Origin of the sequence: Salinicola rhizosphaerae (assembly GCF_014652715.1) — a bacterium.
Classification (GTDB): Bacteria; Pseudomonadota; Gammaproteobacteria; order Pseudomonadales; family Halomonadaceae; genus Salinicola; species Salinicola rhizosphaerae.
On record NZ_BMZI01000005.1, the window covers coordinates 123,554 to 142,680 of the forward strand.

Consider the following 19,127-nt stretch of genomic DNA (forward strand, 5'->3'; position numbering starts at 1 on the left):
AACGGCGCAACCCGTCAAACCCTATTGAGCACGATATTTAGCAGGCTTTTTATCATTAGACTTTGGTCTACTTATTGACCCGAAACCTTTCTCCACAACCTTTCATATTGGAAAGAAAGCCGCGGAAAATCGGTAGCATGTCGCGATCGAAAAATCCCGTGAAACCAACATCAAATGCCGAAAAAGCGCGCCGCCTTGGCAGATTAAAATACCGGCAAAAACCTTTCTAATCAGTAATTTTTTACAATATTGTAAGAGTTGCCGAGACAAATCACGCCTGACTACTATCCAGCCGATTTCCCTCATATCGCTACCCCTGCGGTGGGATATGCCTGTCGCTGGAGGCTCAATTGCTGACGATCATTGGTCTGGGCATCATCATTGCCATCGTGGCACTTTTGTTGACGGAACGCGTCACTCCCATTATCGCGCTGTCGATGGTGCCGCTGATCGGCGCCCTGATTGCGGGATTCGGTATAGGTGATATCGCCGGCTTCTTCGAAACCGGATTGGAGGACGTCACCGATGTCGCGGTGATGTTCATCTTCGCGATTCTCTTCTTCGGCGTGCTGCAGGACGTCGGTCTCTTCGATCCACTGATCAACCGTGTCGTAGCACTGACGCGAGGCAACGTCATCGCCGTCGCCATGGGTACCGGCGTGATCGGCACCGTGGCACATCTGGATGGCTCCGGCGCCTCGACCTTCCTGATCTCGGTGCCCGCGCTGCTGCCGCTCTACAGGCGGCTGCGCATGAGCCCCTATCTGCTGCTGCTGATCGTCTCGGCGAGTATCGGCATCATGAACCTGGTGCCCTGGGCGGGTCCGATCGGCCGGGCGGCGGCGGTCACCAATATCAGCCCGACCGAACTCTGGCGCGGCATGCTGCCCGTGCAGATCGCCGGCTTCGTGATTCTGATGGTCTTCGCGGCGCTGCTGGGGCTACGCGAACAGCGCCGAATCGCCAGACTGCCCGCCAGCGAAGACGTCCCCACCTCGGCCGAGGTCATCAACGAGGCCGAGAACAACAAGGCGTTGCCGCCGAAATTCTGGCTCAACCTTGCCATCGCGATCGTCACCATCGGCGTACTCGCTTCCGGCATTCTGCCGCCAGCCTATGCCTTCATGATCGCGCTTGGGGTGGTTCTGCTGGTCAACTTCCCCAAGCCGAGCCAACAGATGGAGCGCATCAAGGCGCACGCGGCCGGGGCGCTGATGATGGCGTCGATCATCAGCGCCGCCGGCGCGTTCCTGGGCATTCTCTCGGGTACCGGCATGCTGGAGTCGATCGCGACCGACCTGGCCCAGGTACTGCCGCAGTCGATGGTGCCCTATCTGCATCTGGTGATCGGCGTCTTCGGCGTACCGCTGGACATGCTGACCAGCACCGACGCCTACTACTTCGCGCTGCTGCCGGTGGTCGAACAGGTCACCTCGACCCAGGGTATCCCGCCGGATCAGGTCGTCTACGCCATGGCGATCGGTAACAACGTCGGCAAGATGATCAGCCCCTTCTCGCCGGCCATGTGGCTCGCCCTTGGACTGGCCGGCGCCGAAATGGGTCGTCACATCCGCTACTCGTTCTTCCTGCTGTGGCTGTTCAGCCTCGTCATGCTCGGCTTTGCCTACCTGCTGGGCGTGGTCTAGCCGAGAGGTCTCTCGCGCAAGCCCGTGCCAACGGCACGGGCTTGCGTTCTTTCACCCACCTTGCGCGATCGCCAGGATCAGCCCGCCAACTTGTTGGCCAGCTCGGCCACGTGCTTGCCCTGAAAACGAGCGACCGCCAGCTCGTTATCACTCGGCGTGCGACTGCCGTCGGCATTGGCCAGCGTCGTTGCGCCATAAGGCGTGCCACCGGTGATCTCCTGCATGTTGGAGAGTTCGGGGCAGCTGTAGGGAACCCCGACAACGACCATGCCGTGATGGAACAGCGTGGTATGGATGGAAGTCAGCGTGGTCTCCTGCCCACCGTGCTGCGTTGCCGTGGAGACGAAAGCGCTGCCGATCTTGCCGACCAGCTTGCCTTGAGCCCAGGCGCCACCGGTCATGTCCCAGAAATTGCGCATCTGCGAGGCCATGTTACCGAAACGCGTCGGTGTCCCGACGATGATGGCGTCATAGTCCGCCAGCGCATCCGGCCCTTCGATCAGCGGCGCACTCTGATCGGTCTTGTAGCCGGCGCTCGCGGCGACCTCGTCGGGCACCAGTTCGGCAACGCGACGGAGTGCGACTTCGGCACCGGCGACGCTTTTGACGCCTTCGGCAACCGCATTGGCCAGCGTTTCGACATGACCGTAGCTCGAGTAGTAAAGCACCAGCACCTTGCTCATCGGATCTCTCCTGGGCCGAGATATGGGGGGAAGAAGCCTTCTGAGACTAGCCTTGCCATCAACGCGGCGCCAAACGAGCGTCGCTGCGCTTTTTTCACGCGCGGCAGCGAAAACGTCGAACGTTCCGCGCCCGGCTTCCCGGTCCGGACCGCTGGCCAGACGAGCGAGACGTCGTTGCCCGGCGGCGCATCGGTTTGTTGAGCGCCCACGTTACTCGCTATGCTGTTTCTCTCACGCCACGCGACCGGTATCGGCCGTAACGATCATCGTTGCGACTTCACCTCTCGGACATGCCCACTCAGGAACGCCGCCTCGCCCATGTCAGACGCCACGCTCACCTCCCGCGACCTGCTGCACACGTCGCTCGATCTACTGAAAGCGCTGGTCGGTTTCGATACCGTCTCGCGCCACTCGAATCTCGAATTGATCGAATTCGTCGAGGCCTTTCTCGCCACCCACGACGTGCCTTGCCGGCGGATCGCCAATGCCGACGGCAGCAAGTCGAACCTGCTGGCGCGAATCGGCCCCGCGGTCGAGGGCGGCGTGGTGCTCTCGGGTCACACGGATGTGGTGCCGGTCGACGGCCAGCCCTGGACCAGCGATCCTTTCACGCTGACCGACAAGGGTGACGGTCGGCTCTACGGCCGCGGCAGCTGCGACATGAAGGGGTTTCTCGCCTGCGCGCTAGCCCAGGTGCCCCGCTGGCAGCAGCTACCGCTCGCGCGTCCGATCTATCTAGCCTTCTCCTACGACGAGGAGATCGGTTGTCTCGGCGCCCCCTCGATGATCGATCGATTGATGGCGGACGAACCGCGCCCCAATGCTGTGATCATCGGGGAGCCGACGCTGATGCAGCCGATCGTCGCTCAGAAAGGCATCACCACCCTTCGCACCACGGTCACCGGCAAGGCGGCACACTCCAGTCAGGTCAATCAGGGCGTATCGGCGATTCACGTCGCCGCCAGGCTGGTGACGCGAATCGAAGAGATCATGGCCGAGCTGGTCGATGAAGGCGCCGTGGAGGACGTCTTCAACGTGCCGCACTCGAGTCTTCACGTCGGACGTATCGAAGGCGGCACCGCGATCAACATCATGGCGCGGGAGTGCCACTTCGAATGGGAGATTCGCCATCTGCCGAACGATGGCTTCGAGACCGTTTTCCAACGCTTCGAACAGTTCGCCAAGTCGCTCGAGGCCGAGCTGCGCGAACGCGCGCCGGAGGTATTGATCGTGACCGCGCCCCTGGTCGAGACCGTACCGGCGCTGGCCGATCGCGATAACGCTCCGGCGCTGTCGCTGTGTCGGTCACTGCTCGATGCGCCCGATGCCGAGACCGGCGGGGTCGCTTACGCCACCGAAGGCGGTCAGTTCCAGCGTGCCGGTCTGCCGACCGTCATCTGCGGGCCCGGCAGCATCGCGCAGGCGCATCAACCGGATGAGTATATCGAGAGCGACCAGCTCGCGGCCGGTGATCGCTTCATGCAACGGCTCGGCGACAGGCTCAAGAGCTGACTCTTCGAGATAGGCGTGAGGATCTACCGCAACATGCACTCTCCCGCTCTCGCCATCCGCCGCATACCGCTGGTCGCCGTCTATGGCACGCTCAAACGTGGATTACGCAATCACCATTGGCTCCACGGGGCCGACTGTCGGCGCCGAAAGGCCGCCGATCGAAAGATTGGCGATCAACGGCCTCCCGTCGGTGATGGCTAGGTGAGAGCGCCGTCTAAGCGAGAGCCCCGTGCGGGTCGATGACAAACTTCTTCGCCGCGCCACCGTCGAAATCAGCGTACCCCTGCGGCGCCTGATCCAGCGAGATGGTCTGAACGTTGACGGCGCGCCCGATCTGCACGCGGTCGTGGAGAATCGCCTGCATCAGTTGGCGCTGATAGCGCATGGCGGGGGTCTGCCCCGTGTGAAACGACATCGCCTTGGCCCAGCCGAGCCCGAATTTCATCGAGATGTTGCCGTGCCTGGCATCTTCGCTCTCGGCACCGGGGTCCTCGGTGACATAAAGACCGGGAATGCCGACGCGTCCACCGGCCTGAGTAACTTCCATCGCGGCGTTGAGTACGGTCGCCGGCTGTTCATGGGCATGATTGTGACCGTGACAGTTGGCCTCGAAACCCACCGCATCGACCGCGCAGTCGACCTCGGGCGCCCCCAGCACCGACTCGATCAGTTCCGGCATGCTCGCCTCCTGCTTGAGATCCAGCCCTTCGCAGCCAAAGCTGCGAGCTTGCTCGAGACGCTTGTCATTCATGTCGCCGACGATCACGCAGGCGGCGCCGAGGAGCTGCGCCGAGACGGCGGCAGCCAAGCCGACCGGGCCAGCCCCCGCGATATAGACGGTCGAGCCAGGCTGCACGCCGGCGGTCACGCAGCCGTGAAATCCCGTCGGGAAAATATCGGAGAGCATGGTGAGATCGAGGATTTTCTCGACCGCTTGCGCCTTGTCAGGGAAGACGAGCAGCTGAAAATCGGCATAGGGCACCATCACGTACTCGGCCTGGCCACCGACCCAGCCGCCCATATCGACGTAGCCGTAAGCACCGCCGGCGCGATCCCCGTTCACGTTGAGACAGATGTGGGTATCGCCACGCTTGCAGTTGCGGCAGCGCCCACAGGCGACATTGAAAGGCACTGAAACGATATCGCCGATCTTGACGAATTCGACGTCGCGTCCGCACTCGATCACCTCACCGGTGATTTCGTGGCCCAACACCAGCCCCTCGGGCGCCGTGGTACGTCCGCGCACCATATGCTGATCGCTACCGCAGATATTGGTCGTCAGAACCTTGAGAATGACCCCGTGCTGACACTGGCGATTGCCCAGCGCCAGTTCGGGAAAGGGAATGCTTTCGACGGCGACCTTGCCGGCACCGCGAAAGACGACACCGCGATTGGCGGATGAAGACATGGCGTAGACTCCTGATCTGGTCTCTGGTCACCCGCCACGTGCCGCTCTCGTGGCGGCATCGGGGCTAGGCTCGAGCCCAGACTAGGAGTTGCCAGCAGAAGGAAGCTGTCTCGCCGCGCCTTCGAGTGACGCCACGGCGACAGTGGCGAAGTCTAAAGGTCTTAGGCATCAGGTGACAGACGCCCGAGAGCGCCGACGTCTCGAAGTGCAGGGATCGCGGCGAGGCCGGAAGTCGCTCCCACAGATGGCCGACCCCGACCTCAGGGACCTGCCAGGGCCGGGGCGGTACCGGCGATCAGTAGTCGATGACGACTTTACCGCGCGGTTTGGAGCAGCAGGAGAGAATGAACCCCTCGGCTTCGTCCTCTTCGGTGATGCCACCGTTGTGCTCCATCAGCACCTCTCCCTCCGTCTTCAACACGCGGCACGTGCCACAGATGCCCATGCCACAGGCCTTGGGAATGTGCAGCCCGAGCTTGGCGGCCGCGGCGTGGATGGTCTCGTTCTCGCTGATGCGAATACTTTTGCCGCTGGTCGCGAACTCGACCGGCAGCAGATCGGCCATGTCGACCGCTTCGGCACGGGCTTCGGCCTCCTCGGCCAGCTCGAGCACATCTTCCTGAACGTCGAGCGGCGTCGCGCCGAACGATTCCTGATGATAACGCGCCATGTCGAAGCCATCTTCGAGCAGCACCTGACGCACCGCCTTCATGAACGGTGCCGGCCCGCAGCAGAACACTTCGCGCTCGAGGTAATCCGGCGCCATCAGGCTCAGCATCTGTCGGGTCAGATAGCCGCGGAACCCCGACCAGGCCTGACTGAGTTCGTCGCTCCGCTCGCATACGATATGCAGCCGGAACTCCGGCAGGCGCGAGAACATGTGCACCAGCTCACGGTGATAGATGATGTCGTTCGGTGCCTGGGAGCAGTGCACGAATTCCAGATCGACCGCCGCGTTGGTATCGAAGAACCAGCGCGTCATCGACATCAACGGCGTGATGCCCACACCGCCGGAAAGCATCAGCAGCTTGTCCGCCGGATGGTCGATGGCGTTGAAGTCGCCGACCGGCCCGTGAACGACCATCTCGTCGCCGATCTTGAGATTGTCGTGCAGCCAGTTGGAGACCTGTCCGCCCGGCAAGCGCTTGACGGTGATCGAGAAACTGTAGGGGATCGAGGGCGAACTCGAGATGGTGTAGGAGCGCATGACTTGCTGACCGGCGATCTCGAGCTCCAGCGTGACGAACTGTCCCGGTTTGAAAAAGAACATCACTGGCTGGTCGGCCATGAAACAGAAGGTGCGCACGTTCCAGGTTTCCTGGATCACCTTGACGCAGCGCACCTGATGGCGACCGTTGGTCCAGGTTTGCGTGTTGACCGGATTGGAGAATTGCATCGTCGTCGCGCTCGATCGGAGGAAACGGCGAGGTGATGACAACGCCCCGAGCGTTTCCGTGAATGTCTCGTATGAGCGGATTCTCGCCACGCCGGCGTCCGACGACTTGCCCCGCAGCGACACGAGCATGCCTGCCACCCCCAGCGCCGATCGTTTTGTGGTTTCTGCCAGCGGTGCGAAGGTCGAGAAAAAGCGCGTCGCGGTCGCGCTCGATTCCCCGCATGTCGTGACTGGACAACTTTACCGACAGCGCCTGCGCGACACTTCGCCAAAAGCCATGGGTCGGGATGACCCTGCCATGTCGTACGCCGCCACCTGTCGCCGTCATTCAGCCACTGGGGCATTCCCATTGCCGTGCGCGGGAAAGACCCTACCTGTCATCGATGAGGATTCGACCATGTCACCGCTCTACCGCGACTATCCGGCCCCCGACAATCCCGGCGGAGATGCCCTGGAGGCGACTCGTATCGCCGTGGCGGCAATGCTGGATCATCGTGAACCCGCGTTCTCGCTGCCGCAGCCTTTCTATAACGATCCCAGGCTGTTTCAGCTGGACATGCAGGATCTTTTCGAGAAGCAGTGGCTATTTGCCGGCATGAGCTGCGAAATCCCCGCCAAGGGTAATTTCTTCAAGGTGGAGATCGGCGATAACTCGATCATCGTCGTTCGGGGCGCCGAAAATCGGATTCACGCCTTCCACAATGTCTGCCGTCACCGAGGCTCGCGGCTATGCCTGAAAGACAAAGGCAAGGTCGCCAAGCTTGTCTGTCCCTACCACCAGTGGACCTACGAACTCGACGGCCGCCTGCTGTTCGCCGGTAGCGACATGGGTACCGACTTCGACATGAGCGCTTATGGTCTCAAGCCCGTCGCCGTCAAGAGTGCCGGCGGCTTCGTGTTCATCAATCTCGCCGACGACCCCGAGCCGATCGACGACTTTCTGGTCTCGCTCGAACACTACCTTGCGCCGTACGAGATGGATAACGTCAAGGTCGCGGTCGAATCCAACATCGTCGAGCGCGCCAACTGGAAGCTGGTGATCGAGAACAATCGCGAGTGCTACCACTGCAACGGCGCCCACCCGGAGCTGCTCAACTCGCTGATCGAGTTCGATGACACCGACGATCCGCGCTCTACCGGTGAATATCGCGACCTGGTCGCACGCAAGCAGGCCGACTGGACCGCCTGTGAAGTGCCCTGGCAGCTCGCGCGCTTCGGCAAACGCAACCGCCTGACGCGAACGCCGCTGATCGACGGCATCGTCTCGATGACCATGGATGGCAAGCCGGGCTGCAACAAGCTGATGGGGAGTATCCCCAACGCCGACATGGGCTCTCTGCGCATTCTTCACCTGCCCAACTCCTGGAATCATTTCATGGGCGATCATGCGGTCGTCTTCCGAGTCCTGCCATTGGGTCCGCAGGAAACGCTGGTGACCACCAAATGGCTGGTCCATAAAGATGCCGTCGAGGGCGTCGACTATGACCCGGCGCGGCTGCGCCAAGTGTGGGATGCGACCAACGACCAGGATCGTCGCCTTGCCGAAGAGAACCAGCTCGGCATCAACTCCAAGGCGTATCAGCCAGGGCCCTACTCCAAGACTTACGAGTTTGGCGTGATCGACTTCATCGACTGGTACAGCGAGACGCTGCGCGCCAACCTCGGCGTCGACGTGCCGGCACCGCTTCAGGTTGCCTCATCGTGATGACATGCCGTGCTCGACCCGCCTCGGCCGAGCACGGCTCGCTAGTTAACATGGATTAAATTACTCAAGAGTTTCAGCAAGTTATCCCACACTGAAATCGTTCCCGAGGTGGTCAGCGTCGCAAGGTTCGACTATGGTCTTAGTCGAACGACAGGACGTCGTCGCGACCTCAAACAATCAGGGACGATCATCATGGCTCAAGGTCAATCGGGCGGGTTGCGCTATATCCTCGCCATCTGCCTCGTCGCCGCACTCGGCGGCATTCTCTTCGGCTACGATACCGCCGTCATCTCCGGCGCCATCGACTCGATCACGCAGCATTTCGATCTCTCTCCCACCATGAAGGGGTGGGCGGTATCGAGTGTCGTGATCGGCAGCATCATCGGCGCCGGCATGGCCGGGTGGCTTGCCAACGTACTCGGTCGACGCCTGGCAATGCAGCTGGCTGCCGTGCTCTTTCTGATCTCGGCATTGGGCTCCGCGCTCGCCTTCAGCTTCTGGTTCTACATCTTGCTGCGCGTCGTCGGCGGCATGGCGGTCGGCATCACGAGTCTGGTCTCGCCGATGTACATGGGTGAGCTCGCTCCGCAACATTGGCGAGGCCGCGTGCTGAGCATGTTCCAGCAGTGCATCGTGATCGGCCAGACCGTGGTCTTCTTCGTCAACTACCTGATCGCGAGAGACGTCACCAGCGCGTGGCTGGCCGACGCCGGCTGGCGCTGGATGCTCGGCTCCGAGGCGATTCCCGCACTCGTCTTCGGCCTGCTGCTGCTGCTGGTACCAGAGTCGCCGCGCTGGTGCGTGATGAACAACCAGATCGATCGTGCCCGTCGCATCTTCAAGCGCTTCAACTCGGAGCGAGACAGCGAGGAGATGATCGACCAGATCCGCGAGTCGCTGCAGGGCGGGCAGGCCAGCGGACGCCGCGCCATGAACCAGCAGCGCCGCAGCGAACGCCGCGAATCGCGCAGCGCGATCCGCCGCCCGATCATGATCGGCATTACCGCCCTGGGTATCTTCGTGGCCGCCGCCCAGCAGTTCACCGGCATCAACGTCGTCATGTACTACGCGCCGACGGTACTCTCCAACGTCACCGACTCGACCGGCAGCGCGCTGCTGCAGACGGGCTACATCGGCATCGTGTTCATCTTCGGCAATCTGGCAGGCATGCTGCTGATCGATCGCGCCGGGCGTCGTCGGCTACTCAGTATCGGCAGTCTGCTCTGCGTCGCCAGCATGGCGGTGCTGGGCAGCGTCTTCTGGCTGGGCATTCAGGGCTATCTGGCGATGTTCTGCATCATGTTGTTCGTGATCGGCTTCTCCATCTCCTGGGGCGTCTGCAGCTGGACACTGCTGGGCGAGATATTCCCCAACGCGATTCGCGGCACCGCCATGGCCTGGGCAATGGCCGCCAACTGGGCAGCTGGCTTCATCGTCGCCCAGACCTTCCCCATGATGCGAGGCAGCGAATGGCTCAATGTCCTGTTCAACGGCGCCTTCCCGTTCTGGCTGTTCGGCGCGCTCACGCTGGTCAGTCTCGTGATCACCTGGCGCTTCGTGCCTGAAACCAAGGGCGTACCGCTGGAATCGATGGAGTCGCTGATGCGCGAGAAGTTCAAGCGCGGGCATATCCACGACTACCAGGCCTATCGGGATAGCGATTCCGCCACGACTTGAGAGCGGATGTTTGCAAGGCGTACTGCCACCCGGCTCATCTCACCAAAAAAGCGCCTCCCGAAGGAGGCGCCGACTCACTATCGCGATCGAATTGACGTCTTCGGCGCCATCAGAAATCGACAGTCGCGGATACCTTGAAGGTTCGTGGCTCGCCCTGTGTTATATAGCCGGAGCCAGCGGTGGAAGCCGAAGCCCAGTAGTCTTCGTCGGTGACATTGTCGACGCCGACACGCCAGACCCAATCGGCTTGGCCCAACGGCATCGTGTAGCGCACGCCAAGATCGAGCCGCGACCAGGAGTCGAGCTTCAGATCGTTGTCCGCCGCAACGTACTGCGAACCGGTCTGGAGAAAGCGGCCGGTGGCGGTCAGACGATCAATGTGGGGAATGTCCCATTCGCCGCTAAGCGTGTACTGATAATCCGGCACTCCCTGGGCGTCATTGCCCTGGGTATCATCCTGCGTTTTGGTCAACTCGGGGTCGATGAACGTGGCGCTGGCCAGCACACGCACGCCGGTCAGCGGCTCTCCATAGCCAGACAGTTCAAGACCACGGTTGCGCTGCTCGTTGTCCAAAGACTGCGTCCCATCGGAGAGCGTAGCGACACTTGGCTGCTCGATCTGGAACAGCGCAATAGCCCCGCCAAAGGTGCCGTAATCGAACTTCGCGCCCACTTCATCCTGCTTGGAATGAGAGATACCCAGAGCCTCGCCGTAATTGGGTGCGCTTTCATCGGTGACATTACCGGCGCTCTGCAGGGCCTCGATGTGGTTGGCGTAAAGCGAAATGGCATCCGTCGCCTTGAACACCAGGCCGTAAACCGGCGTGACGCGATGGCCGCGCTCTTCTGCGGAGTCACCTTCCTGATTGACATGGATCTCCTGATAGCGCGCGCCCAGGGTCAGCAGCACGCGATCATCGAAGAACCCGAGGGTATCGGAGAGCGAAGTGCCTTCTGCTCGAGTGTGCGTCACCGACCCACCTAGGGGACCGCCGACGCCATCGTCTTCGTCGATGTCACTCGGATCATAAATGCTAGTCGCGCTACCGTAGGTGTAATAATCGTAGCGGGTGTCGAAGTTACGATAGAAGTTCGAGTACGCGAGATTGAGCTGGTGGCTTATCGGCCCGGTGTCGAAATGGCCACGTACGCCTGCCTGACCCGCGAACGTCGATATCTCGTTGCGTGTCGGGAGCACGCCACCGAGCGTCGCACTGCCGTCGCTATCGTTGAGTGTCGGAATTGGCGAGGCGAGATACTCGTGGGTCTTGTTGCCGCCGATTGCCGCGAAGGCCGTCCAGTCATCGGTAATGTCGTACTCGCCACGCAGCATCCCGAAGGTCGTCTCGAGATGCGTTTCGGCCCAGTCCGGGGTGTAGTTGATGTCGCTAGACGGCGCATGAGGAATATGATCGAGACCAGCTCCGGTATAGAGCGATGAGCGCGCGCCGTTGATCGTGTTCTTCTGATGACCGACATCCAGTGACGCTCGTGCGCGATCACCACGATAGTCGAGCCCGAGCACTGCCGAGGTATCAGCTGAAGCTTCATCGTCGATGGCATGGTCACCTCGACCTCTTTTGACGCTCAGGCGCGCACCGAACTGGTTTTGATCGCCGAAGCGACGCCCGGCGTCGAGTCCGGACTCGATGTAACCGTCCGAGGTATAGCCGGTGGAGAGTCGCGTGATCGGCTCTTCGGTGGCGCGTTTGGGTTCGATGTTGACCGAACCCCCAACTCCGGAACCACCGATCGGGATGCCGTTGGCGAAAGCGCTGGCACCTTTGAAGACTTCGACACGCTGCATCATGCTGGTGTCGATCAGCTGCCGCGGCAACACGCCGTAAAGGCCGCCGTAGGAGATATCGTCGCCGTAGAGGTTGAAACCGCGCAGCTTGAATGACTCGCCGTAGACACCGTAGCCACGCCCCACCGAAACCGAAGCATCGTTGGAGAGCACATCGCCCAGCGTATCGGCCTGCTGATTCTCGATCAGCTCGCTGGTGTAGCTGATGACATTGAATGGCACGTTCATCGCATCCTGCTCGCCGAGCACGCCTATTCGTCCGCCGGCGGCCACCTGCCCGCCCGCGTAGGCCGGCGGCGGCGTATCGCCCTGAGTCGTGATCGCTTCGCTGGTCACGGTGACGGTGTCGAGAGCCTGCGTGTCATCACCGCTCTGTGCCCATCCAACGCTGACGAAGGGAGGCGCCCCCATCACCATGGCGACGAAAACCAGCTTGCCTGCCGTTTTCTTGTTGTTCAGCGCTTCAATACCTGATCGTTTCATGATTCCAGAGGCCTATCGTTTCGGAGGCAGACGCGTAAAGAGCGAGACATTCTATAGCGAAGTAACAGAGAGTTAAACGACAATCATTATCAGTAAACAACGATTCATATCTCTGAAACGACAGTCGCTGATCCTGCGAGACCCCTGCCGGTGTCAGCCATTGATCGAATGCTCGAGATCGCCAATGCTGTCGGAGACTGGCTTCCGAAAACGGAAACGCCTGACAGATCGTCAGGCGTTCGAGAAGGCGACCCGTCTTACAAAGGGTACGTCACCAGTGATATTGGAGGCTGCCAATGACGCTGCGCGACTCTCCGTAGTAGCACCAGTAGTCACATCCGCTGACGTAGTCCTCGTCGGTCAGGTTGGTAACGTTGACCTGGGCCGTCCAGTGCGAGTCGATCGCGTAGCTCGCCATGGCATCGTAGAGCGTATAGGCCGGCACCCGGGTATCGCTGTATTGAGGTGAATCCACGCTGGTACCAATGTAGCGAGCCCCCGCCCCCAGACCCACCCCATCGAGCACCCCTCGATTGAAATCGTAATCGAGCCACAACGATGCCTGATGACGCGGAATCAAACCGGCGCGGAGGTCGCTCAGCGTATCGGTGACATCGACAGTGACGTCAGTATAGGTGTACGCCGCGGTGACCTGGAGATTGTCGGTGACATAGCCCACCCCTTCCAGCTCGAACCCGCGCGAGTGACGCTCCCCGCCCTGGTTGCTGGAAGATCCACCACTGGGATACAGCGTGTCACTCTCCTTCAGGTCGAAGACCGCTGCCGTCACGTAGCCATCCAGCCACTCCGGGGCGTACTTGAGCCCCAGCTCCCACTGCTTGCCTTCGCTGGGCTGGTAAGCGTCTCCATCGAGATCGTTGCCAATGTTGGGCGTGAAAGACTCGCTATAGCTCAGATAGGGCGACAGACCATAGTCACCGAGATACATGACGCCGCCGGTATAGGACATCTGGGAGTCGTCGTAGCTCTGATCTTCGCCACCATCCTGCTTGTTGGTGACGTCGACGCTGTCATGACGAGCGCCCGCCAGTAGAATCCAACGGTCATAGAGACGCAGTTGATCCTGAACGTAAACACCGATCTGTTCCTTTCCCTGATCGTAATACGTCGGGGCATTGAGAGGATTGGTCGTTATCTCACCCGGATCGAAGATATCGATCGTGCCATAGTTGAAAGTGTCACGACTGAGATAGTCCGCATCCAGATGCTGATAATCCAGCCCCACCAGCAACGTGTTCTCGGTATTATCGGTGTACCAGGTGCCGATCACGCGGTTATCAATAGTAAAGGCGTCGTAGCTACCGTCGCGGTAAGTCACCCCTCGAACCGCATTACGATCGTCAATCATGTACGACGGGTACGCCGTGCGCAGGAAAAGATCCAGGGACGCGAACCGGGCGTTCTGCTGAAACTCCCAGGTATCGTTGAAGGTATGCTCAAGCTCGTAACCGACCGCAATCTGCTCGTGCTCAAGCCTGTCATTATCGTTGTCGCCCAGATCGGTATCGCGGTCGACCTTGCCAAACGGCGTATCATTGACTGAGCCATAAGGGAGGTAGAAGACATTGGCGGGCGTGCCGTGATCCCGCTGATAGCTGGCCAGCAGCGTGAGTGTGGTGTCGTCGGAGAGGTCTACCGCCAGACTCGGGGCGAAGTAGACCCGCTCGTTGTCCGTGCCGTCGAGCTCACCATCCTGATCGCGGAATAACCCGACGAAGCGGTAGCGCACGTCACCAGCATCGCTGGCCGGCCCGGAGGTATCGATCCCCACCTGGCGATGCCCCTTGTTGCCCCCCTGAATCTCGAACAGCCCTTGTGCTTCATCGGTCGGACGTTTGCTGATGGCATTGACGATGCCACCGGGAGGCGCCTCACCGTAGAGAATGGATGCTGGCCCTTTCAGGAAGTCAACGCGCTCAAGACCGAACGGCTCTGTCTTCCACCACAGATACCCAGCCTCTCTGAATAGGCGCAACCCGTCCTGATAAGTGGAATCCTCCCCTGAGAATCCTCGAAAGAAGAACCAGTCAGCCTTGGCGTCGTTTCCGTAGGGAGCCGACAGGGCTCCAGCACGATAACGAAGCACCTGATCGTATTTGTTGACTGCACGACGTTCGAGTTCATCATCAGTGACGATCGATGCCGAACGCGGCGTTTCCACCAATGGCGTATCGACTTTGAGCGCCGTGCCGGTCACCACGACGGTGTCGTTGGTCACAGTCGCATTTTCAGGCTGAGCGTGAGCGGAAGCTGCCAAGAAGCAGAGCAGCGCGCCACCCCCGGCAATGGAGAGGTTCCCTGATTTCATCGGATCGGATGCCCGTTTTATACGTTGTCGTCTTGTGACGTTTCAATTACCACTGCCCAGAGGGCCGGTGCTCATTGGTTTATTCCCGACAGGGATTATAAATGACAATCATTCTTATGTGTATTAACCATTAGCCTGCGATTACTTTGCTGTTCATTGATAACGATTGTCGTTCGATCTACCATCTCGCCCCTGTGCGCGCCCTATTCATAGGCACTCAATGGGCGCATCGATCGATTACCACTGCCATCAGGAAGTCGCCATCTTGCCGCGCGTCCGCCATCTATTCGTGCTTGCCGCTGTCGCCACGCTCTGGCTACTCGGAACCGACACGGTGATGGCGCAGCCTGCATCGACCCAGGCAGACGCTAAACCTCCTCGAATCGCCTCCGCCAACTGGACGACGACCGAAACCCTGATCGCCCTGGGCGTGACACCCTACGGGGTCTCCGATATCGCCAACTACAACACCTGGGTCAAGGAGCCGCCGGTACCGCCCTCGACGATCGATATCGGCCTGCGTAACCAGCCCAATCTGGAGCTTCTGGCACAGAATCCCCCTGACCTGCTGTTGAGCAGCGCGCTTTTTTCCCGTGACAACGCGCGTCTCGAACGGCTGATGCCGGTGCGTATCGTGGACAACTTCTATACCGGCCAACCCTTCTACCCGGCCACCCAGGCGATGACCCGAGAGATCGGCGACCTGACAGGCCATCAGGCGCAGGCCGAACGGCTGATCGACCAGACAGACCAAAAGCTGACCCGTGCGGCTCAAAGCCTCGCGGATATCTCGCGGCCGGTTTACGTCGTCCAGTTCAGTGATACACAGCACGTTCGCGTTTTTGGCGGCGGCAATATGGTCGGGACGGTGCTGGATCGCACGCACCTGCGCAATGCCTGGACAGGGCCAACCAACGCCTGGGGTTACGCCAGCATCTCGATCGATCGCCTGGCGGAAACGCCGGACGCCAGGATCGTGGTGATCAAACCCTACCCCCGTCAAGTGGAGAGCGAGCTCGAGAACAATCAGGTATGGCAGCATCTGCCGGCGGTTCGCGAGGGCCGCGTCAGCGAGATCGCGCCAGTCTGGCCTTACGGCGGCCTCGTATCGATGCAGCGCCTGACCCGCTCGCTGGTCGAGGTGATGACCGGCTCGGCGGGAGCGCCCGACGCATGAGCGTATCCCGAGGCGCCAAGTCCCCTCTCTGGCTGGTGGTCGTCCTTGCCTCAATGGCCCTCGGGCTCGGCTATACCACTCTGCAGACGCAGTTCGGCGATCTCTCCGGCCACTGGCTCCAAGCGCTGGTCGCACCGGACGACGACAGCATCCGCCAGGTTGTGATGCATTTCACCTTCGCACCGCGCCTGATCGTGGCGCTACTGGCCGGCGCGGCACTGGCGCTGGCCGGCTGCTTGATGCAGCAGGTCCTGCGTAATCCGCTGGCTTCGCCGGCGACGCTTGGCGTGACCAGCGGGGCCCAGCTTGCGCTGGTGGTGGCAACGCTGTGGGCGCCGGGCTGGATGCTGGCCGGCCGGGAATGGATCGCGCTGCTGGGCGGTATCGGCGCCACATTACTGGTGTTCGCGCTGTCGTGGAAACGGCGGCTGGCGCCGATGGTCGTGGTGCTATCGGGCATGGTGGTCAGTCTCTACTTCAGCGCCATCAACAGCGCCCTGCTGCTGTTCCATCAGGAGAGTCTCTCGGGTCTTTTCATCTGGGGTTCCGGAGCGCTGGCGCAGGATAACTGGCACGACACGCGATTTCTGATCCTGCGTCTGGCGATCGCGACGCTCGCCGCGCTCTCCCTGTTACGCCCGCTGGCGCTACTGGACCTGGAGGAAGACGGCGCGAAAAGCCTGGGTATCTCGCTGCGCAAGCTGCGAATAGCCGCGCTCGGTCTCGGTATCTTCATTACCGCCTGCGTGGTCAGCGCGGTTGGACTGATCGGTTTCATCGGGCTCGCCGCGCCCGCCATTGCGCGACTATCCGGCGCGAGAACGTTCTCCCAGAGGCTCGTCTGGTCGATGCTGCTCGGCGCCCTGCTGCTGACGGTCACGGACCTGGTGGTTCAGCAGCTCTCCCCGTTTACCGCATCGCTGCTACCGACCGGCGCCATGACGGCCGCACTCGGCGCCCCGCTGCTGCTCTGGCTGCTGCCGCGTCTGAAAATCGGCGGCTCGCGGCCCACGCCCAGTACGGGACTCAAGCTACCCCGACTGGCCAATCCCGCCCGCCGGCTCTGGTGGCTCGGCTTGACCACACTTGTCGTCACCGGACTGGCGCTGACGCTGGGCTTCATGCTCGATGGCGCTGCAGCTCAGGCGGCGCATCCTGGTCATGGCGCCCAACTTCGCTTCGCGGGACTGAATGATCTTGGGCTGATCGTCGATTGGCGCCTGCCAAGAGTCGCGACCGCCGCCGCTGCCGGGCTGATGCTCGCATTCGCCGGCACGCTCCTGCAGCGAATGACAGGTAACCCGATGGCAAGCCCGGAAGTGCTCGGCATCAGCGCCGGCGTCGCCATCGGCGTCATCGCGCTGATGCTGCTGCCGCTGGGCATCGCACCACTCAACGGTTCGATCATGGGGTTCTGCGGTGCGGCGGTGGCCCTGCTGGTGCTGGTGGTCAGCAACCGGCGTAGCGGCTTCGCGCCGGAGCGGCTGTTGCTGACGGGTATCGCCATCTCGTCGCTGCTCGACGCCATGCGCGCCATTGTCCTGGCAAGCGACGATCCTCGGGCTCAGCAATTGCTCTCCTGGCTCGGCGGCTCGACCTACTATGCTGGCCTGACATCCAGCGGTTGGATCATGATCATCGCCATCGTACTGGCGCTCATGACGCTGCCGCTGGAGCGATGGCTGACCCTGCTGCCGCTGGGCGCACCGACTGCCAAAGCGCTCGGCGTGGATGTGGACCGCAGCCGGCTACTGTTGCTGACGCTGGTGGCGCTGCTCACCGTCGCCGCAACGCTGGTGATCGGGCCGCTGTCGTTCATCGGCCTGATGGCGCCGCACATGGCGAGACTGATGGGCTTTCACGGGGCGCGGCAGCAATTGATCGGCGCCGGTCTGCTGGGGATGCTGGTGATGATCGCCGCCGACTGGCTGGGCCGAAACCTCTTCTTTCCGGACCAGCTGCCGGCGGGATTGATCGCCGCGCTGATCGGCGGCGTCTATTTCATGTGGGGGCTCCGGCGCCTGTAACGCGAAGCATTCACCCTTCGATCAGGCTGCGTATCCGCGCCACACATCCAGCGAGCGAGCATATTCGTCCTCCAGAATGCGACGATTGCCTTCGCTGGTGACCGGCGAGCTCGGATCGTGCATCGGCGGCAGGCACTCCATGACCACCGGCCCCTGGAAACCGATGCGTTGCAGCGCCTCGAACTGCGCGCGGAAATCGACATTGCCGCTGCCGATACCGCCCCGCGTCGAGTCGGAGATATGATAGATCGAGAGAGTATCGCGGCTCGACTCGATCGCCGCTACCGGATCGTCTTCCTCGAAATGCATGTGATAGCTATCGAGAATCAGGCCGACGTTCTGCCGGTCGACGGCTGACAGCAGGCGATTACCCTCTTCCGCTGTGAAGATCATCGGTACTTCATCACGATTGACGACTTCGTAGACCAGTTTCGGGCCGTTCTCTCCGATCTGCGCTGCATAATCGGCCAGTGAACGACACCCCTCGACCAGCGCGTCGAACGGTGCCTCGAGCCCTTGGACCCATGCCGAAAGAATCGGCAGCGTCACGTAAGGTGCGCCGAGCTGGCTGGCGACATCGATGACGTGACGATAGGCCTCGAGCCCACGCTCGAGATCCGGCGCCTCGCCGTCCTGGGGCGCAATCCGCTGCGCGTCGACGGCGATCAACGCAAGCCCGCGTGATGTGATGGCCTGTCTGATCTCCTCGACCGAGTAGGTCTCCCAGAGATCGTTGATCTGGACGCCGTCGAACCCCAGCTCCGCCACCTTGTCCATGAGCGTATCCAGATCGTCGAGCCCCAGCGTCCAGGTGCAGATGCCAATCGTCATGCCTTGCGTCCTTTCGTTGCGTTACGTTGGACACTCAGCATAGGCGACGAACGTCGATGGCGGAAAGGACGAACGTCGATGGCAAAAACGTGTCGCGGCGGCGATCAGCGCCCGCTGAAAGTCGGCAGCAGGTGGGCCTCGATCGCGGCCTTGACCGAGGGCAGCATGAGTTCGGTGTGCTGCATCAGCTCACGAATCGAGGCCTCGAGACCTTCGACACCGCGCGTTCGATGGCAGCCGGCTGCGAGTCGAGCGCAGGTTTCGGGACAGGCTTCCTCCGGGACGTGAACTCCCAGGGCGATCAGGCGCTGGCGAAAATCCTCGCCATCGATAAGCTCGGCAATCATCATGTTCCACCTCCGGTTCGGCATTGTTGATCGAGGTTGGGCAGCAGACCAATATGTATCCCACCGCTCGGGGCGAGTCGATACCCGAATCGTCGAGCT

The 19,127-nt window shown here is 61.4% G+C and carries 13 protein-coding genes; 6 read left to right on the plus strand and 7 right to left on the minus strand.

The window, feature by feature from the left end:
- The first annotated feature begins 350 nt into the window (after window positions 1-350).
- Entirely contained in the window at window positions 351-1,646 is a 1,296-nt protein-coding gene (locus IE125_RS11975) for a CitMHS family transporter (protein WP_189444916.1), read from the plus strand.
- A 77-nt stretch (window positions 1,647-1,723) separates the two neighbouring features.
- Here IE125_RS11975 and wrbA read toward each other — a convergent pair whose 3' ends face one another.
- Complete coding sequence (gene wrbA / locus IE125_RS11980; RefSeq protein ID WP_189444917.1) at window positions 1,724-2,329, minus strand: NAD(P)H:quinone oxidoreductase; 606 nt, start codon at window positions 2,327-2,329, stop codon at window positions 1,724-1,726.
- A gap of 318 nt (window positions 2,330-2,647) precedes the next feature.
- Here wrbA and argE point away from each other — a divergent pair, with 318 nt between their 5' ends.
- On the plus strand, window positions 2,648-3,841 hold the full coding sequence (gene argE, locus IE125_RS11985) for an acetylornithine deacetylase (protein ID WP_189444918.1): 1,194 nt from the start codon (window positions 2,648-2,650) through the stop codon (window positions 3,839-3,841).
- A gap of 214 nt (window positions 3,842-4,055) precedes the next feature.
- On the opposite strand, the gene fdhA is transcribed toward argE, so the two are convergent.
- Both fdhA and gbcB read right to left on the minus strand, forming a co-directional pair.
- A complete protein-coding gene (gene fdhA, locus IE125_RS11990) occupies window positions 4,056-5,249 on the minus strand; it encodes a formaldehyde dehydrogenase, glutathione-independent (protein ID WP_189444919.1) in 1,194 nt (397 codons plus the stop codon).
- A 295-nt stretch (window positions 5,250-5,544) separates the two neighbouring features.
- Window positions 5,545-6,645, minus strand: a complete 1,101-nt coding sequence (gbcB, locus tag IE125_RS11995; protein ID WP_189444920.1) for a glycine betaine monooxygenase reductase subunit — start codon at window positions 6,643-6,645, stop codon at window positions 5,545-5,547.
- Between the two features lie 397 nt (window positions 6,646-7,042).
- Here gbcB and gbca point away from each other — a divergent pair, with 397 nt between their 5' ends.
- Together gbca and IE125_RS12005 are read left to right on the plus strand one after the other, a co-directional pair.
- Window positions 7,043-8,350 carry a glycine betaine monooxygenase oxygenase subunit gene (gene gbca, locus IE125_RS12000; protein WP_189444921.1) on the plus strand — a complete coding sequence of 436 codons (1,308 nt, stop codon included), beginning with the start codon at window positions 7,043-7,045 and terminating at the stop codon, window positions 8,348-8,350.
- A 192-nt stretch (window positions 8,351-8,542) separates the two neighbouring features.
- Window positions 8,543-10,027, plus strand: a complete 1,485-nt coding sequence (locus tag IE125_RS12005; protein WP_189444922.1) for a sugar porter family MFS transporter — start codon at window positions 8,543-8,545, stop codon at window positions 10,025-10,027.
- Window positions 10,028-10,136: 109 nt separating this feature from the next.
- Here the strand turns inward: IE125_RS12005 and IE125_RS12010 are convergent, their stop codons facing one another.
- Together IE125_RS12010 and IE125_RS12015 are read right to left on the minus strand one after the other, a co-directional pair.
- Window positions 10,137-12,317: a TonB-dependent receptor gene (locus IE125_RS12010; protein ID WP_189444923.1), complete on the minus strand. Its 2,181-nt coding sequence runs from the start codon at window positions 12,315-12,317 to the stop codon at window positions 10,137-10,139.
- Between the two features lie 271 nt (window positions 12,318-12,588).
- The gene (locus tag IE125_RS12015; RefSeq protein WP_189444924.1) at window positions 12,589-14,646 is read right to left on the minus strand and encodes a TonB-dependent siderophore receptor; all 2,058 of its coding nucleotides are present in this window, start codon (window positions 14,644-14,646) and stop codon (window positions 12,589-12,591) included.
- Window positions 14,647-14,866: 220 nt separating this feature from the next.
- Between IE125_RS12015 and IE125_RS12020 the strand changes: the two genes are divergently transcribed.
- Both IE125_RS12020 and fhuB read left to right on the plus strand, forming a co-directional pair.
- Window positions 14,867-15,823: an ABC transporter substrate-binding protein gene (locus IE125_RS12020; protein WP_189444925.1), complete on the plus strand. Its 957-nt coding sequence runs from the start codon at window positions 14,867-14,869 to the stop codon at window positions 15,821-15,823.
- Window positions 15,820-17,850: a Fe(3+)-hydroxamate ABC transporter permease FhuB gene (gene fhuB, locus IE125_RS12025; RefSeq protein WP_189444926.1), complete on the plus strand. Its 2,031-nt coding sequence runs from the start codon at window positions 15,820-15,822 to the stop codon at window positions 17,848-17,850. The genes IE125_RS12020 and fhuB overlap by 4 nt, the downstream gene beginning before the upstream one ends.
- Window positions 17,851-17,871: 21 nt before the next feature.
- Here the strand turns inward: fhuB and IE125_RS12030 are convergent, their stop codons facing one another.
- Together IE125_RS12030 and IE125_RS12035 are read right to left on the minus strand one after the other, a co-directional pair.
- Entirely contained in the window at window positions 17,872-18,681 is an 810-nt protein-coding gene (locus IE125_RS12030; protein WP_189444927.1) for a sugar phosphate isomerase/epimerase family protein, read from the minus strand.
- 104 nt (window positions 18,682-18,785) lie between these two features.
- The gene (locus tag IE125_RS12035; RefSeq protein ID WP_189444928.1) at window positions 18,786-19,031 is read right to left on the minus strand and encodes a hypothetical protein; all 246 of its coding nucleotides are present in this window, start codon (window positions 19,029-19,031) and stop codon (window positions 18,786-18,788) included.
- Window positions 19,032-19,127: the final 96 nt, after the last annotated feature.

Coding starts and splice junctions, on each gene's coding strand:
- gbca (WP_189444921.1), top strand. CDS start 7,043: ATGTCACCGCTCTACCGCGACTATCCGGCCCCCGACAATCCCGGCGGA.
- argE (WP_189444918.1), top strand. CDS start 2,648: ATGTCAGACGCCACGCTCACCTCCCGCGACCTGCTGCACACGTCGCTC.
- IE125_RS12020 (WP_189444925.1), top strand. CDS start 14,867: ATGGGCGCATCGATCGATTACCACTGCCATCAGGAAGTCGCCATCTTG.
- gbcB (WP_189444920.1), bottom strand. CDS start 6,645: ATGCAATTCTCCAATCCGGTCAACACGCAAACCTGGACCAACGGTCGC.
- fhuB (WP_189444926.1), top strand. CDS start 15,820: ATGAGCGTATCCCGAGGCGCCAAGTCCCCTCTCTGGCTGGTGGTCGTC.
- IE125_RS12030 (WP_189444927.1), bottom strand. CDS start 18,681: ATGACGATTGGCATCTGCACCTGGACGCTGGGGCTCGACGATCTGGAT.
- IE125_RS12035 (WP_189444928.1), bottom strand. CDS start 19,031: ATGATGATTGCCGAGCTTATCGATGGCGAGGATTTTCGCCAGCGCCTG.
- IE125_RS12005 (WP_189444922.1), top strand. CDS start 8,543: ATGGCTCAAGGTCAATCGGGCGGGTTGCGCTATATCCTCGCCATCTGC.
- IE125_RS12010 (WP_189444923.1), bottom strand. CDS start 12,317: ATGAAACGATCAGGTATTGAAGCGCTGAACAACAAGAAAACGGCAGGC.
- wrbA (WP_189444917.1), bottom strand. CDS start 2,329: ATGAGCAAGGTGCTGGTGCTTTACTACTCGAGCTACGGTCATGTCGAA.
- IE125_RS12015 (WP_189444924.1), bottom strand. CDS start 14,646: ATGAAATCAGGGAACCTCTCCATTGCCGGGGGTGGCGCGCTGCTCTGC.
- fdhA (WP_189444919.1), bottom strand. CDS start 5,249: ATGTCTTCATCCGCCAATCGCGGTGTCGTCTTTCGCGGTGCCGGCAAG.